The 13,455-nt window shown below is 59.8% G+C and carries 11 protein-coding genes; 4 read left to right on the top strand and 7 right to left on the bottom strand.

Annotated features, from left to right (window positions below; all coding sequences use genetic code 11):
• Window positions 1-7 precede the first annotated feature (7 nt).
• The 3 genes from hutH to NZ960_08250 form a co-directional block, all read right to left on the bottom strand.
• Window positions 8-1,585 carry a histidine ammonia-lyase gene (gene hutH, locus NZ960_08260; protein ID MCS7177583.1) on the bottom strand — a complete coding sequence of 526 codons (1,578 nt, stop codon included), beginning with the start codon at window positions 1,583-1,585 and terminating at the stop codon, window positions 8-10.
• Between the two features lie 864 nt (window positions 1,586-2,449).
• Window positions 2,450-2,878: a DUF2231 domain-containing protein gene (locus NZ960_08255; GenBank protein MCS7177582.1), complete on the bottom strand. Its 429-nt coding sequence runs from the start codon at window positions 2,876-2,878 to the stop codon at window positions 2,450-2,452.
• A 6-nt stretch (window positions 2,879-2,884) separates the two neighbouring features.
• Window positions 2,885-4,045: a DUF1624 domain-containing protein gene (locus NZ960_08250; protein ID MCS7177581.1), complete on the bottom strand. Its 1,161-nt coding sequence runs from the start codon at window positions 4,043-4,045 to the stop codon at window positions 2,885-2,887.
• A gap of 100 nt (window positions 4,046-4,145) precedes the next feature.
• On the opposite strand from NZ960_08250, the gene NZ960_08245 reads away from it, so the two are divergent.
• A complete protein-coding gene (locus tag NZ960_08245; protein ID MCS7177580.1) occupies window positions 4,146-6,146 on the top strand; it encodes a hypothetical protein in 2,001 nt (666 codons plus the stop codon).
• Here NZ960_08245 and NZ960_08240 read toward each other — a convergent pair.
• From NZ960_08240 to NZ960_08225, 4 genes are all read right to left on the bottom strand, one after another.
• Window positions 6,119-7,579, bottom strand: coding sequence for a Glu/Leu/Phe/Val dehydrogenase (locus tag NZ960_08240; protein MCS7177579.1), 1,461 nt, complete (start codon window positions 7,577-7,579; stop codon window positions 6,119-6,121). The genes NZ960_08245 and NZ960_08240 overlap by 28 nt on opposite strands.
• A 74-nt stretch (window positions 7,580-7,653) precedes the next feature.
• Window positions 7,654-8,763, bottom strand: a complete 1,110-nt coding sequence (hppD, locus tag NZ960_08235; protein ID MCS7177578.1) for a 4-hydroxyphenylpyruvate dioxygenase — start codon at window positions 8,761-8,763, stop codon at window positions 7,654-7,656.
• Window positions 8,764-9,220: 457 nt separating this feature from the next.
• Window positions 9,221-9,853, bottom strand: a complete 633-nt coding sequence (locus NZ960_08230) for a hypothetical protein (GenBank protein ID MCS7177577.1) — start codon at window positions 9,851-9,853, stop codon at window positions 9,221-9,223.
• Between the two features lie 165 nt (window positions 9,854-10,018).
• Window positions 10,019-10,417: a hypothetical protein gene (locus tag NZ960_08225; GenBank protein ID MCS7177576.1), complete on the bottom strand. Its 399-nt coding sequence runs from the start codon at window positions 10,415-10,417 to the stop codon at window positions 10,019-10,021.
• Between the two features lie 129 nt (window positions 10,418-10,546).
• Between NZ960_08225 and NZ960_08220 the strand changes: the two genes are divergently transcribed.
• From NZ960_08220 to NZ960_08210, 3 genes are all read left to right on the top strand, one after another.
• Window positions 10,547-10,954, top strand: coding sequence for a hypothetical protein (locus NZ960_08220; protein MCS7177575.1), 408 nt, complete (start codon window positions 10,547-10,549; stop codon window positions 10,952-10,954).
• A 23-nt stretch (window positions 10,955-10,977) separates the two neighbouring features.
• The gene (locus NZ960_08215) at window positions 10,978-12,261 is read left to right on the top strand and encodes a thiamine pyrophosphate-dependent dehydrogenase E1 component subunit alpha (protein MCS7177574.1); all 1,284 of its coding nucleotides are present in this window, start codon (window positions 10,978-10,980) and stop codon (window positions 12,259-12,261) included.
• Window positions 12,262-12,356: 95 nt separating this feature from the next.
• On the top strand, window positions 12,357-13,455 hold a 1,099-nt coding region (locus tag NZ960_08210; GenBank protein MCS7177573.1), incomplete at its 3' end, for a citrate synthase.

Below are 13,455 nucleotides of genomic sequence, written 5' to 3'. Positions count from 1 at the left end.
GCAAGTTTTATTGCGCAGGCATGATGTTGGGGATAGGAAGGTCGTGAGAGGTTGGGTAGTCGCCGACGCTCTCGGGGAGAGCAGCAGCGAGCAGCTCGCCAGAAGTAATGAGGGAACGCAGAAGCTCTACGTCTCTGTAGAGTGGGCGGTCCTCCTGGAGGGGCGGGACGTGGTCGCGAATGCACTCCACGAGGCGCTCCAACCGAGAACTGCTGCGGCTAGGCCGGAGGTACTCCAACGCCTGTGCGGCACAGAGCAGCTCAAGAGCAAGTACGGTCTGCAGATTCTCTACCACCTGCCACACCTTCTGAGCAGCAATGCTCGCCATAGAGTTGTGGTCCTCCTGGCCAGCTGAAGTGGGGATAGAATCGACGCTCGCGGGATGGCACAGGACCTTGTTCTCCGACACGATGGAGGCTGCTGTATACTGGGCAATCATCAGTCCCGAATGTAGTCCCGGCTTAGCCGCCAGGAAGGCAGGGAGCCCGCTGGTGCGTGAGTTCAGAAGGCGCTCAATGCGTCGTTCGGAGATATTGGCAAGCTCAGCACATGCCAGTGCGAGGAAGTCCAATGCTAGCGCCAAGGGTTGTCCGTGGAAGTTCCCACCCTCGATCGGTTGGCCGGAGTCGAGGTCTACAATGGGGTTGTCCGTGACTGCGTTGAGCTCAATCTGGACGACGTTCCAAACGTAAGCAATAGCATCGTGGGAGGCGCCGTGGACTTGGGGGATGCAGCGTAGGCTGTAGGCATCCTGTGGTAGAGGGGTAGGCCGAGGGAGATGTTGGAGGGAGCTTCCGGCACGGAGCATGCGGAGGCGGGCTGCTGTGCGCTGTTGGCCAGGGAAGGGGCGTAGTGAATGGAGACGGGCGTCGTACGGGGTTGGGGAGGCTCGGAGAACATCGGCAGTCAGGGCTGCTGCAACGTCAGCGATGAGAGCGCATTGCCACGCTCGGTAGACACTAAGAGCCCCGTATGCAGTTGTCATCTGGGTGCCGTTGATGAGGGCTAGACCCTCCTTCGCCTCTAACTGGAGTGGAGCAAGGCCATGGCGCTGCAGTACCGTTGCAGCGGGCTCTATGCCGTTCTCCGTTCGGAAGAACCCCTCTCCGATGAGGGCTAGTGCGAGGTGGGCTAATTGGACTAAGTCGCCACTAGCCCCAACAGAGCCTTGGCGGGGAATTGCCGGTACAAGGCCGCTGTTGAAGAGAGCTATCAACGAGTCTACGACCGCAGGCCGCACGCCAGAGTACCCGCGGGCCAGCACGTTAGCTCGTAGGAGGAGCATCGCTCTTGAGACTTCGCAGGGGAGCCACTCTCCAGCCCCGACGCTGTGGGATCGTACCAAGTGGATTTGCAACTCACGGGCTTGAGAGGCGGAGATGGGGACAGCAGCTAATTCGCCGAACCCAGTTGTAACACCGTAGACCTGCCGTTGCTCCTGTAACCATCGTTCTACCCACGCTCGGCCCTGTTCGATGCGTTGGCGGGCCCTGGGACTTAGCTCTAGCTGCCAGCCGGGTTCCGTGACGGCGCGCCAGAGCTCCTCGATACGAAGGGATTCGCCATCGATGACCAAGGTCGGCATGCTCGAATGGCCTTGAAGGAGCATGCAAAGCTATGCGCTCCTCGCGGAGTTTCAGCGGCGGGAGAATTGCCTCTGCAGGAGGAACAGTTCTGCATTCGGTAAGCAACTTGGCGTGGGACTCGGGAGCGGAAACCTACGGCAAGGCGCTGATGCATTAGCTCTACGTGCTCGCAGGATTGCACCTCTTGTGTCGCTGAGCCTTCGGCGAACACGTTGGCATCCTTGATTTGAGACGTGGCGGCTTCGGTATCTGGCGTTGGAAGCTACTCCTGAGAGCTCAGCTGGTGTTGAAATCTCGGGATTTGGGCTGCGTTGTGGACAATCGCCAACTCTGCACGGAATCCATGTGCCGTCGATGGGCTGCTGACTGCCCGAAGTGGCGGGGTCTATTACGCTCTGGAACTGTTTGGGCTAGGGCAATATGTAGCTTGCACCAACGTGACTTTCCCGTCCATTCCCCAGCCCAACAGGAAAAGCTCGCGAAGCTGCTTCCTCATTCGGACCACCAGTCCCTAGAATGTTTTCGAGGCCTCCTGGACACCGCAATGAGGCTGGCGGCGTCTCCAACGCCGTTCAGAGTAGCACGAGGTTCCGAGACGTGGGGTTTAGAGCATCGGATGGCGGCAAGTAACCGGCAACGTCGTCAGCGGCCGAGTTGGTGTGTTTGGCTACTGAGAGCCAGAGCTGGCAGAGTGCATAGCGCGGTTGGCAGCACGTCGAGAACGTTGTGGTGCAGGTTCGGTCCGTTTGTGATCGCGTATGGCATGATGCGCTTCATAGTATGAGTGGGGCTTCCTGCAAGCATCCTGCCGTCCACCGCGGCTGTGTCCTCACAGCGCTTTTCCAGCACTCTTGAGCGAAAGGTTAGTCCTGCCCTGCAGTGACCCCCACTCCGTACTCGTACACCAAGCGTCCGCCGAGGGAGCCAGTGAAGAGCACAATAGCAGAGCCGATGCTATGGGCGAGTGTTAGTGCTAACAGCTCTACTCGTCGCATCTTGTGGTGGCGGGCTACTTCCCAGAGCGCTATGCTGCCGTACCACAGTAAGAGCAGTGTCCCAAGCTGCTGGTGAAGCTGGAATACAGGTGTAGCCTCCTCTGGCATGTGTGTAGGGATAGCGGCCTGTCCAGAGATGACTGCCGCTGCCAAGAAAAGCGTCCCAAGCCAGCTGCATAGGCGTGCTGCAGGGTCTCCCCACGGAGAAGGTCGCCACAGTAGCCACCAACGCAGAACCGCTGCAAGGGGTAAGAGGGCTATTGGGAAGTGAACGATCGCGGGGTGAATGGGGAGCATGGTGCCTTAGGGAGCCAGGAGGATGTAGCCCAAGACGCTACCTACCCCAGCCCAGAGCAGGGACGGTTTCCGCCACCAGCGACGCAAGAGCTCGGCAGCTGCAATCCCTACCCCGAGGAGGGCTAAGACGACAGCCAGAATCCCAATCCCTTCAGCCAGGGAGAGCGTCTTGGGGTACCATCGAGCGAAGCTGTCGAACCACGGGGTACCATATAGGACTACCAGATGGCCAACGAAGACAAAGAGGGCGTAGCGTCCAGCAAGGGTGTAGAGGTTTGCCCAATTCCGTGTCCATCCGTAGAGCCAAGCAATAGCCCCGACGAAAACCAATGCTAGGCCAAACCGCAGCAGGATGAAGCCTGGATTCGCATGGAAGGGATTTGCGTGTGGCGGGAGCAAGCCTTGGAAACAGGGGGCTAACGCTACAGAAGCAGCGGTCAGGCCAAGACCTGCAAGGGGGACAATGCGCTGGAGTGCCCAGAGTCGTGTGCCACTTGGGAGTTGGAGGAGCCAAGCGCCAAGTGGTAGGCCCAGGAAGAGGTAAGCACTGAAGGGAATCACGGGGAACAGGGACCCCCGGTCCGTACTCATGTAGGCTGCCAGTGGTTCGGGCAGGACGCGGTACCAGTCAACCCATGCTGCGGCCGGTGCAGCAAGGACGATGAGCAGTCCCACTATAGCCCCTGCAAGAGCGAGTTGACGATGGGTCCGCGTGAGGAGGAAGAGTGCCAACACTGCCAGCAGGGTGACGCCCAGGAGTTGGAGGATGTGGACCCGAAAGAAGGCTGTCCACTGCTCGGCGGGCACGTAGTTGAGGTGCCAGAGGCGCTGGGCCGGGAACATCATGAGGTACCCAATGCCCAGCAGCGTCAGTGCCCATCGGATTCGTCGCCATACGAGCTGTCTAGGAAGTCGTCCATGGGAGTCTCGCTTGGTGGCGAAGACATGGATGATTCCCGACGCGAGGAGGAAGACCGGCGCCGTCAGTCCCCGGAGGAAATTCCAGACCGACCACGGGAACTTTGTCACATCTAGCTCCGTGGGTGCTACGAGCGCGTCGAGCGTATGCCCCTGAATCATCAGGAACATTGCCACGAAACGGACAGCGTCCAGCGCGACGAGTCGTTCTGACTTCTGCATGCTGGCGGCGAAGTCAAACCGTGTCAAATTTCCTCAGTCTGCCAAAAAGAGCAACGAAATGGCTTTTCAGCTAGTGTTCACCCGCCGTTCATCGTCTGTAGGCTCTGCACGAGGGGGATAGAAGCCGATGCCGTACAACGATAATCCAAACGAAGGGCACCCCGACGTTCGAACGGACTTGCCCGGAGTCTGCTACTTTTTCCTAGGCAACGGTCTCAGTGCGGCTGCAATCCAGTATAGCCCCCAAGTCGGGACACCGTTGGGCATTGCACTACTCGACCCAGAGCACTTCGGGCCTAAGCGCGCAGCTCTCAACTTCCATGCGCAGCGAGGCATATCGGACACGCAGCTTGCACTGGCGGTCTCGGAGCAGCACTACGCGGCCACAAGTCCACAAGTTGAGTGGGATGTTACAGCGCCCGTTCCAACAGTAAAGGCTTCCTGGAGCGCTGGTGCGTTGTGGCTTTGGGAGGAGTTCTTCTACCCAGATCTGCAAGTCCCCCGGCTGTTACGTCTGGTCCGGCTGCGGAACGAAGGGCAGCCGGTCTTGCTGCGGGTGTGGACGGGAGTAAAGGATCGCCACTGCCAAGCAGAGTTTCAGCTCGGAAGCGGTGAGGAGCGTCGGTTGGCACTAGAGTATGTCATTCAGGATGGAAAACCTCTCTGCCGATGGACCATCCCTCAGGGGCCGGCAGCAGAAGCTGTAGAGTACTGGAATCAGGTTCACCAGCTGAGGTGCTCAGAGCCGTTTCTCGAACACCTCTTCCGAACCGCCTGTTGGCAGCTTCCGGCTACCATCTCCGTCTCCGGGCGGATGGACGCCAGTATCTGGCAGTACAACCTGGAGTGGGTGCGGGATCATTGTATGAACGTCTTCGGGCTGCTCAATGCCGGACATCACGCAAAGGCGCAAGCAGTGCTGGAGCGAGTTCTCACAGCGCTGGTCCAGGGCGATGGTGCCCCATGGGATTCTAGTCGGCCAAGACCGCCAGAGTTGGTCGAGCTGGATCAGAATGGGGTGTTGCTAGCGGCCGTTGATGCATACGTCGGCTGGACCGGTGATGTAGAGTTCGTGCGTCGTTGGTGGCGGAAGCTGGCCGCAGTTGCTGAGTATCCATTCCGGTTCCGAGCAGAGCGGGCATTCCTCGTCCATAATGCGCGGGAGTACTGGGAACGCATGCCGTTGCACGGCGTAGAGGACGGCTTTGAGCTCGCCTACCAGGTTTGGCTCGTGACGGGATGGAAGGCAGCTGCTCGGTTAGCAGAGCGAGTAGGCGATTCTCAGCGGGCTGTCCGATGGGAGACAGCCGCTCTCCGCATGCAGCGAGCTCTCCTGTTCCATCCCCGATATCGGCTCGTAGCGAATGGATGCCTCATCAAGCGCCGGCGTATCACTGGAGAGGTCCAGTGGGAACTTCATCCTCAGGATCATCCTGCCATCCCCCAAGGGGTACCTCTACGTACTGAGGAGCGTCACTGGCTCAATCCCGATGTATCTGTCACCCTGCCGATCATCCATAGGCTTATCCCACCGAATTCCGCGCTGGCACACCGTACGATGGAGGCCGTAGAACAGCTCTGGAACCAGCGTTGGGAAGGGGGTGGGTATGGACGGTATCACATCAGTTCGGAGCCCGATTCCCCTGGGCCATGGCCTTTGGCATCCCTTTTAGTTGCCCGGGCATATGCAGCGCAAGGCCGCTCTAATCGGGTATGGCGAGTACTGCAGTGGCTGGCTTCCCTTCCGCAAGCTCGCTCGGGATCATGGTTTGAATTCTACGGCCCCCGTCCAGTGCCGCCCTGCCCCCAGGTAGGTATCCTGCTCTGGAACTGGTCAGAACTCCTCCAGTTGCTGGTGTGTGACATTGCCGGAGTATGGGTGACAGATAAGGGACTACACATCGGGCCATGGCTGCCTGACGGCGTCGAGTGGGTGGAGCTAGAGTGCTCTTGGCGTGGACTGCGACGCTGCATACGGGTTCAGCGGGGTGACGTCCCAGCCCCAAAGGCGAAGGTAGACGGTGTCTCCTTGCTACAGCAGGAGAATGGGGTGCTCGTGCCGGAGGCCGCAGTTGAGGTAGAAGTACTATTGCCGGCACACTACGGGAAGATCCCTAGCTGGAAGTAAGCTGTGGCGATCTTGTCAATCGCCACAATGAAGGCAGCCGTCCGCAGATCGTGGACTCCTTTTCGTTCCTTGTAGGTTCGCCACAGCTCGTGGAAGGCGGTAATCATAGTATCCTCAAGACCGGAGCGAACCAAGTCCAGTTCGTCCGGCCCACGTAGGAGCAGCTCCCGTTCGGTTGGGGTGAGGGACTTTGCTGTCAGACGTTCTACCATCTCGACGAGGCGCTGGTTGGAGCGCTCCTCAAAACGCTTCTCCAAGCGTCCAAGGCGTACGTGGGCGATGTTCTTGAGCCATTCGAAGTACGACACCACGACCCCACCGGCGTTGAGAAAGATGTCAGGGATGACGAGGATGCCGCGCTGCTGCAGGATTTCCTCTGCTGCTGCTGTTGTAGGGCCGTTAGCAGCTTCTGCAATGATTTTGGCCCGGATACGCGGTGCATTGTAGCGGTGGATCTGTGACTCGAGCGCTGCTGGTAAGAGAACATCGCACTCGTACTCCAGGACAGAGTCCCGCTCTTCTAGCGGGATAGTCTTGGCGCGGGGGAAGTAGAGGATGGAACCCGTCTCTTTGCGGTGCTGTGCCAGCTCTTCCACATCGATGCCATCTGGATTGTAGACGGCACCGTCCCACTCTATGACACCGATGATGATGGCTCCACCTTCTTGCTGGAGGAATTTCGCTGCATGGTATCCCACGTTCCCGAAGCCTTGGACAATGAAGCGTTTTCCCTCTATCCCGGGGCTCAAACCCAGGGGGCGCACTAGCTCTGGTATGGAGAGGGCCTCTCGAATTCCGAAGTATACTCCTAGGCCAGTGGCTTCAGTACGCCCGCGGACACCGCCCTGTTCCACGGGCTTGCCGGTAACACATGCTAACGCATTGATGTCGTCAGGGCGGAAGGTCATGTAGGTGTCGGCAATCCAGGCCATCTCCCGTGGTCCCGTCCCGAAGTCAGGGGCTGGGACGTCTAACGAGGGGCCAATGAAGTTCTTCTGGATGAGCTCAACGGTATAACGGCGGGTAATGCGCTCCAGCTCTTCCTCTGTGTAGTTGCGGGGGTTGATCCGAATGCCACCCTTTGCGCCACCGAATGGAACGTTGACAATCGCGCACTTGTAGGTCATCAGAGCTGCGAGTGCCATGATCTCGTCTTGGTCCACTGTCTCTGCATACCGGATGCCTCCCTTGCAAGGCAAGCGGTGATGGCTATGCTCTGCGCGCCAGCCTTGAATGACTTGGATCTCGCCGCGGATACGCACGGGGAACTGGACGTAGTAGACCTTGTTGCAGACACGGATCTGCTCTAAGAGTCCGCGGGGGTAGTCTAGTAGCGCTGCAGCTTTTGCGAAGTTGCGATTGACAGATTCGAAGAACGGTGTTGTTTCACGTTCTTGCACCGGAGGAGTTGCAACACTGGAATCAGATGCCATTATGCAGACATAGTTGATGGCACATATGGGGCAGCGTCAGTCCCCCCGTTGGGTACCTTGTTCCCACGTTAGCGTCAGAGATTGCCTCGGAGGGCTTGCTCCCGCTCTATGGCCTCAAAGAGCGCCTTGAAGTTCCCTTTGCCGAAGGACTCAGCGCCCTTCCGCTGGATGAGCTCATAGAAGAGCGTGGGTCGGTCCTGGACTGGCTTTGTGAAGATCTGCAACATGTATCCCTTGTCGTCCCGGTCCACGAGGATGTTCAGCTCTCGCAGGGCAGCAATGTCCTCGTCAATCTTGCCGACGCGCTCCTCTAGCACGTCGTAGTAGGTCACAGGGGTGTAGAGGAACTCCACCCCGTTGGCCTTCAGCTGACGGACCGTCTGGATGATGTCCTCACACTCCAGTGCGATGTGCTGGACGCCAGGACCCGCATTGTAGATGATGAACTCCTCAATCTGGGATCGGCGCTTGCCCTCAGCGGGCTCGTTGATGGGAAACTTGATCCACTTGTTCTCATTCGCCACCACTGTGGAACGTAGTGCCGAGTACTCGGTGGAGATATCCTTGTCGTCAAAGGAGACGAAGCGCTGGAAGCCGAAGACCCGGTTGTAGAAGGCCACGAACTCGTTCATCTGGTTCCAGCCTACGTTCCCTACGACATGGTCGATGTGCTTGAAGCCAACCGGTTGTGCCAGTGTATCCTTCGGCGTCGGCTTGTACGGTGGCAAGAAGACGCCAGCGTAGGAATCTCGCTGCACGAAGGTGTGGATGACCTCACCGTACGTAGCGATTGAGGCAACGATCACTTTGCCGTACTCATCCTCCAGCACGGTCGGCTCCTGTATACCTCGTGCTCCTCGTTCTACGGCCTTCCGATAGCAGAACTCAGCGTCATCTGTTTCAAAGGCAACGTCACGTACCCCGTCGCCGTGGCGGGCCAACCATTCCGTAATGGGATGGTTCGGGAGGACAGGAGCTGTTACCACGAGCGTAACCTTGTTCTGCCGAAGGACGTAAGAGGCAGTCTCGCGGACACCAGTCTCAGGTCCTGCAAACCCAATCAGTTCAAACCCCATTGCCCGGCGGTAGAAGTAAGCCGCCTGCTTGGCATTGCCGACGTAGAGCTCTACGTGGTGGATCTGTCGTACAGGGAGAGGCTCAACACCAACTTCTTGCTGAGTCATTTCTGCGGAAGGCTGCATGGGACTCCCTCTTGTAGGCTTAGACATAACGCAGCCACAAACTTAGTAAAAAGCTCAGTCGGCACCAAGCTGGACTCGGCAAATCACCACCGGGTTCCCAGGAGAGAGCTGAGCCTCAAAGCGCCAGCGGAGAGGGGGGAGGGGGGGATGGTAATCGCCTCTGGAGCTCAACCCCTAAGGCATGAGCACGTACCAACACTAGTTGATGGCCTGACAGCACTGTGCCCGGAACTAGAGCCAGAGAGCCAAAGGAGAGCGGGGGGCCGGCATAGAAGAGGGTGTCCTCCGGTGCTGCCGTTCCAGTGATCTCAACGAGGGGACCACCGGAGGACAGGCACTCTGGACGCCCAGCGAGGTGGTAGAGGAGTTGGGAGGCTATCCAGTAAGAGTTCAGTCTCCTGAGCTGCTCCGATATTCCAGGTGGGGAGCTGTGCAGGAGTCAGGGGGTCGGCCGGAGCTGGAAGCTCCACTGCAGGGCACCGGCCCAGGCGTGTTCGGTAGTGAGAGGTCTGTAAGCAGTGTTGCCTGGTAGCGGTAGCACAGCAGTCTGTACGACGAAAGTCTTGGGCAGGGAGATCGTCTGGTGGTACACGACGCTATGGCTGAAGTCGCAGGGAGGCTGGAACCGTACCTCGACCGGGGGACGACAGGGCTGGTGGACTTGCACTGTGTAGTGCTGAAAGGCTCTTGCGGCAAAGCGGAGCTCTGCCGGAGCAGCTTCCCATCGTCGCTCAAGCCCATCACTACCGCTGACAGTCACGGTAGTCCGTGCGGCTAGGATAGGCGAGTTGGAATGGAGGACGACCGTGACGGGGCCGCAGAGTGGGAAGGCGTAGAGGTCATACCCACCGCGACCACCACGGCGGTCGGAAGCGAAGAAGAGAGTGTCGTGCCAGACTGCAGGAGAGATCGCGTTACCGTCCTCTGACGTCAAGGGTGGGGGTATGAAGGCATTCCACTCCCATGAGCCATCTGCGTCGCGATGGGCGACGGCCAGCTTCCAGCGCGTAGGGAAGTGGTCATATCTCCGGGTGGCGAAGATGAGTCGGCCATCGGGGAGGAACCACGGCATGGCCTCGTCAGCAGGGGTATTCACCGCAGCGCCCAAGTTCTGCGGCGTACCCCAGCTACCGTCGGGGAGGCGGGGGCTGATGTAGAGGTCTAATCTTCCCCTGCCAGGGCGGTCTGAGGCGAACGCTAACCATTGACCGTCAGGGGATAGGGCAGGATGCCCATCCTACGCGGAAGAGTTCAGCTCCTTCAAGGGTTCAGGTAGGCTCCATTCGGTACCGTTCCATCGGCGCACGGCAAGCTCAGCGGAGCGATGCGGAGTGTTGACGGTACCAAGGACTGTGGGCTGGGGGGAATCGCTGAGGATGGTGCGAGGGAGGAACGTGGTGTCGGCTAAGAGAGCTTTCAGCTGAGGTAGATTCCAGCGGGCATCATCCCGGAGCCATATGGCTCTGTAACGAGACGCACCATCGCGTGAGATGATGAGGGCGGGTCCGAGGAGTCCAACGATGTAATCATCGCCCCGCGTATTGAGCTGTCGTAGAGAGTTGGCTATACTAGCAAAGCACCACAATGGGAAGATGAAGCCCAGGACGGACTTTGACAGAAGCAAGTGCTGGAGCATCTCAATAGGCTGCTGAGCGGAACTTGTCGGCAAAAATACCGTAGGCGGCCAGCCTGCAGCATGGCTCTATACTCTGGAGATGGCGCTCTGCGTCTTACCGCTGGCGGTTGGATGGAGTGCTGCAGCAGCATGTCGCACGGCATGTTTCGGTGGGTGGTGGGCTACATCGGGGCGCTACTGCTACTCGGCATATCGGCGTGGGTGCTTGGGGAAGGGCACGAGCGAATCCGGGCAGCTTTGGGCAATGTTGTGGTGGCTGTCCATGCGGCGGCGATATGGCGTCTATCGTGGCGCTTCCGGAGAATTGCTGCGGGCATGTGGTTGGTGACCGTTGTGCTGCTCTGCTGGAACTGGGTACGGTGGGTGGTGGAGCTGCAGGCGGCTGATTCGCCTGTCGCACTGCCGGTAGGGGCTTCTATCGTGGCTACCGTGGGGGTGACAATTGTCGCGGCGCGAGAATGGGGACGGCTGGCAGCGATGTCGGGTGCTGACAGGGATCGTCAGGGGGTGAGGAGCAGTTCAGTGCTACAACAGTAGTCCACTTCGCCTTCGGGGAAGCTATGGGAAAGGGCCGGATGGACCTCCGTTTTGAGAAATCGCAAGTGGCGGCGATACTCCAGGCATTGCGGGATTTCTTCGGGGCTACAGCTGACGGTGACCTTGCGACGCACTTAGGGGTGAGTCCAGCGGAGCTGCAGCGATGGCGCCGGACGGGGATTCTCCCCCTTCAGGACTTGGTCGCCCGCTGCCCTCAGGTGCCGTGGATGCAAATGCTGAAGGAGGATTTAGTGGCCCTGTTGGTACCGAGGACAGTCCTCCCAGGCTGGCGCCCAACTCCAGAGTTGCCGGACCTTGATGCCCCGATCCCACCTCTCCGAGCTTCTCCACGGCTCAGTGACGATCAGCGGTGCCGGCTTCTTGAGTGGATGCTGTGGGCGCGGGAGTTCGATCTGGCGATGATTCGCCTCTACCGGCAGGGGCGGGCCGTTGGCGGGGTGTATGCTCAGCTCGGGAATGAAGCTGTTGCCGTCGGTACGGCGTTTGCGCTACGCCCTACGGACGCTATCTTCCCGATGCACCGCGACCTTGGGGTCCACTTCGTTCGCGGTCAGGATTTGAAAGCGCTCTTGGCAACCCATCTCGGGCGTGAGGGGAGCTTAACCCGCGGGACTGATGGCACCGTGCACTATGCGGATCCTCAGCGGCGCATCTACGGCAACATCTCCCACCTCGGCGCAATGCTGCCGGTCGCCGTGGGGTATGCGCTGGCGGCCCGCTTCAAGGGAGAGGACACCGTAGTGCTGACGTTCATCGGAGACGGGGGGGCGCAGACCGGAGAGTTCCACGAGGCAATCAACTTCGCTGCTGTCCAGCGGCTGCCAGTTGTGGTGGTCATCGAGAACAACCAGTACGCCTACTCCACTCCAAACCGGCTCGAGTATGCCTGTACCTTCCAGGCAGATCGCGCCCTCGGATATGGCTGCTTCGGCGAAGTCGTCGATGGTACGGACGTGGAATTGGTCTACGAGGCCTGCTGCCGTGCCGTTGAGCGTGCCCGTAGGGGAGAGGGCCCAACGCTGCTGGAGACCATCACTTTCCGCATGCGCGGGCATGCGGAGCACGATGATGCAGCCTATGTTCCCGAACCTATCCGCCGCTACTGGGAGGCACGCGATCCCGTTGAGCGCTACATCAGCTTCCTCCAAGAGCGTGGCGTCCTAGGTCCTGAGGACGTCGCTGCGCTTCGCGAGCGGATTCGGGAAACCCTAAGCCGGGCAGTAGAGGAGGTTCTCCAGCGGCCTTTTCCCTCACCGGAGGAGGCCTTTCGGAACGTATTCCTGTAGCCGTCCCCGCACGCCAGGGTGGCTTTGTTCGTAGCTTTGCGCCTCCGATACGGTACAGGCAAGGTCAGTCGTAGACATGCAGGAGGAGCCGTACGATGCCTGAGCAGCAACCGTACAGCCCCGGCTTGGAAGGGGTGATTGCGGCCGAGACGCGGATCTCGGTGCTGGATACGGAGCGCGAGGAGATCGTTGTGCGCGGCTACAACCTCTTGGACCTCATCCGCCGCTCAGGTTACGTGGACGTCGTGGGTCTGCTTTTGGATGAGCGGCTGCCTGGTCCGGAGCGTCGAGCTGAGCTCGAGCGGCAGATGACCGAGGCCTCCGTTCCGGAGCTTCTCTATGAGCTCCTGGCCAAGCTACCGCCTGCGATGCACGCCATGGATCGGCTGCGGACGGCCGTCTCTGCCCTTGGCGGCTTTGATCCCGAGGCTAATAAGGCCGATGCTGAGTTGGAGCTCGCCAAAGCCCCGCGCCTCATTGGGCAGATCGCCCAGATCACGGCCAATCTGCTGCGCCTGGCGGAGGGTAAGGCACCTCTGGGCTTCGATCCCGGACGCGGCTTTGTGGAGAACTTCCTGCGCGCCATCGTAGACCGAGACGTAAGCCCCCAGGAAGTGCGCGCCTTTGAGCAGAGCCTGATCGCCTACAGCGAGCATGAGCTGCCCAACTCCACCTTTGCTGCGCGCGTGGTGGCCTCGACCTTGGCCGACGTCTACGGAGCCCTGACGGCCGCTGTGGCCTCCCTTAAAGGCCCGCTTCACGGAGGTGCAAACGAGGCTGTGATGTACATGCTCCTGGAGGCGCAAAGCGCCGAGCGGCTGGAGTCGCTCATTCGCGAAAAACTTGCCCGCAAGGAGCGCATCATGGGCTTTGGGCATCGCGTCTACATGCGCCGCCCCGATCCGCGCGCCGTGATCCTCAAGGAGACGCTCCGGGAGCTTGTGGTGGCCAAAGGCGAAGGAGGGGAGCTTGTCGAGATGTGCCAGCGCGGAGAGGAGGTGATGTTGGCCGAAAAAGGCCTGTACCCGAACCTGGACTACTACGCCGCACCTGTCTACTACCTGCTCGGCATTCCGATCGAGCTCTACACGCCGATCTTCTTCGCCGCCCGTAGCGCCGGGCTGCTTGCGCACATCGTGGAGCAGCACCGCGACAACCGGCTCTACCGTCCCCGGGTCCTCTACGTCGGCCCCC

It is taken from the genome of Candidatus Kapaibacterium sp., assembly GCA_025059875.1.
Classification (GTDB): Bacteria; Bacteroidota; Ignavibacteria; order Kapaibacteriales; family HRBIN21; genus HRBIN21.
Note: the sequence above shows the minus strand (reverse complement) of the source record. Positions and strands in the feature narration are given on the sequence as shown.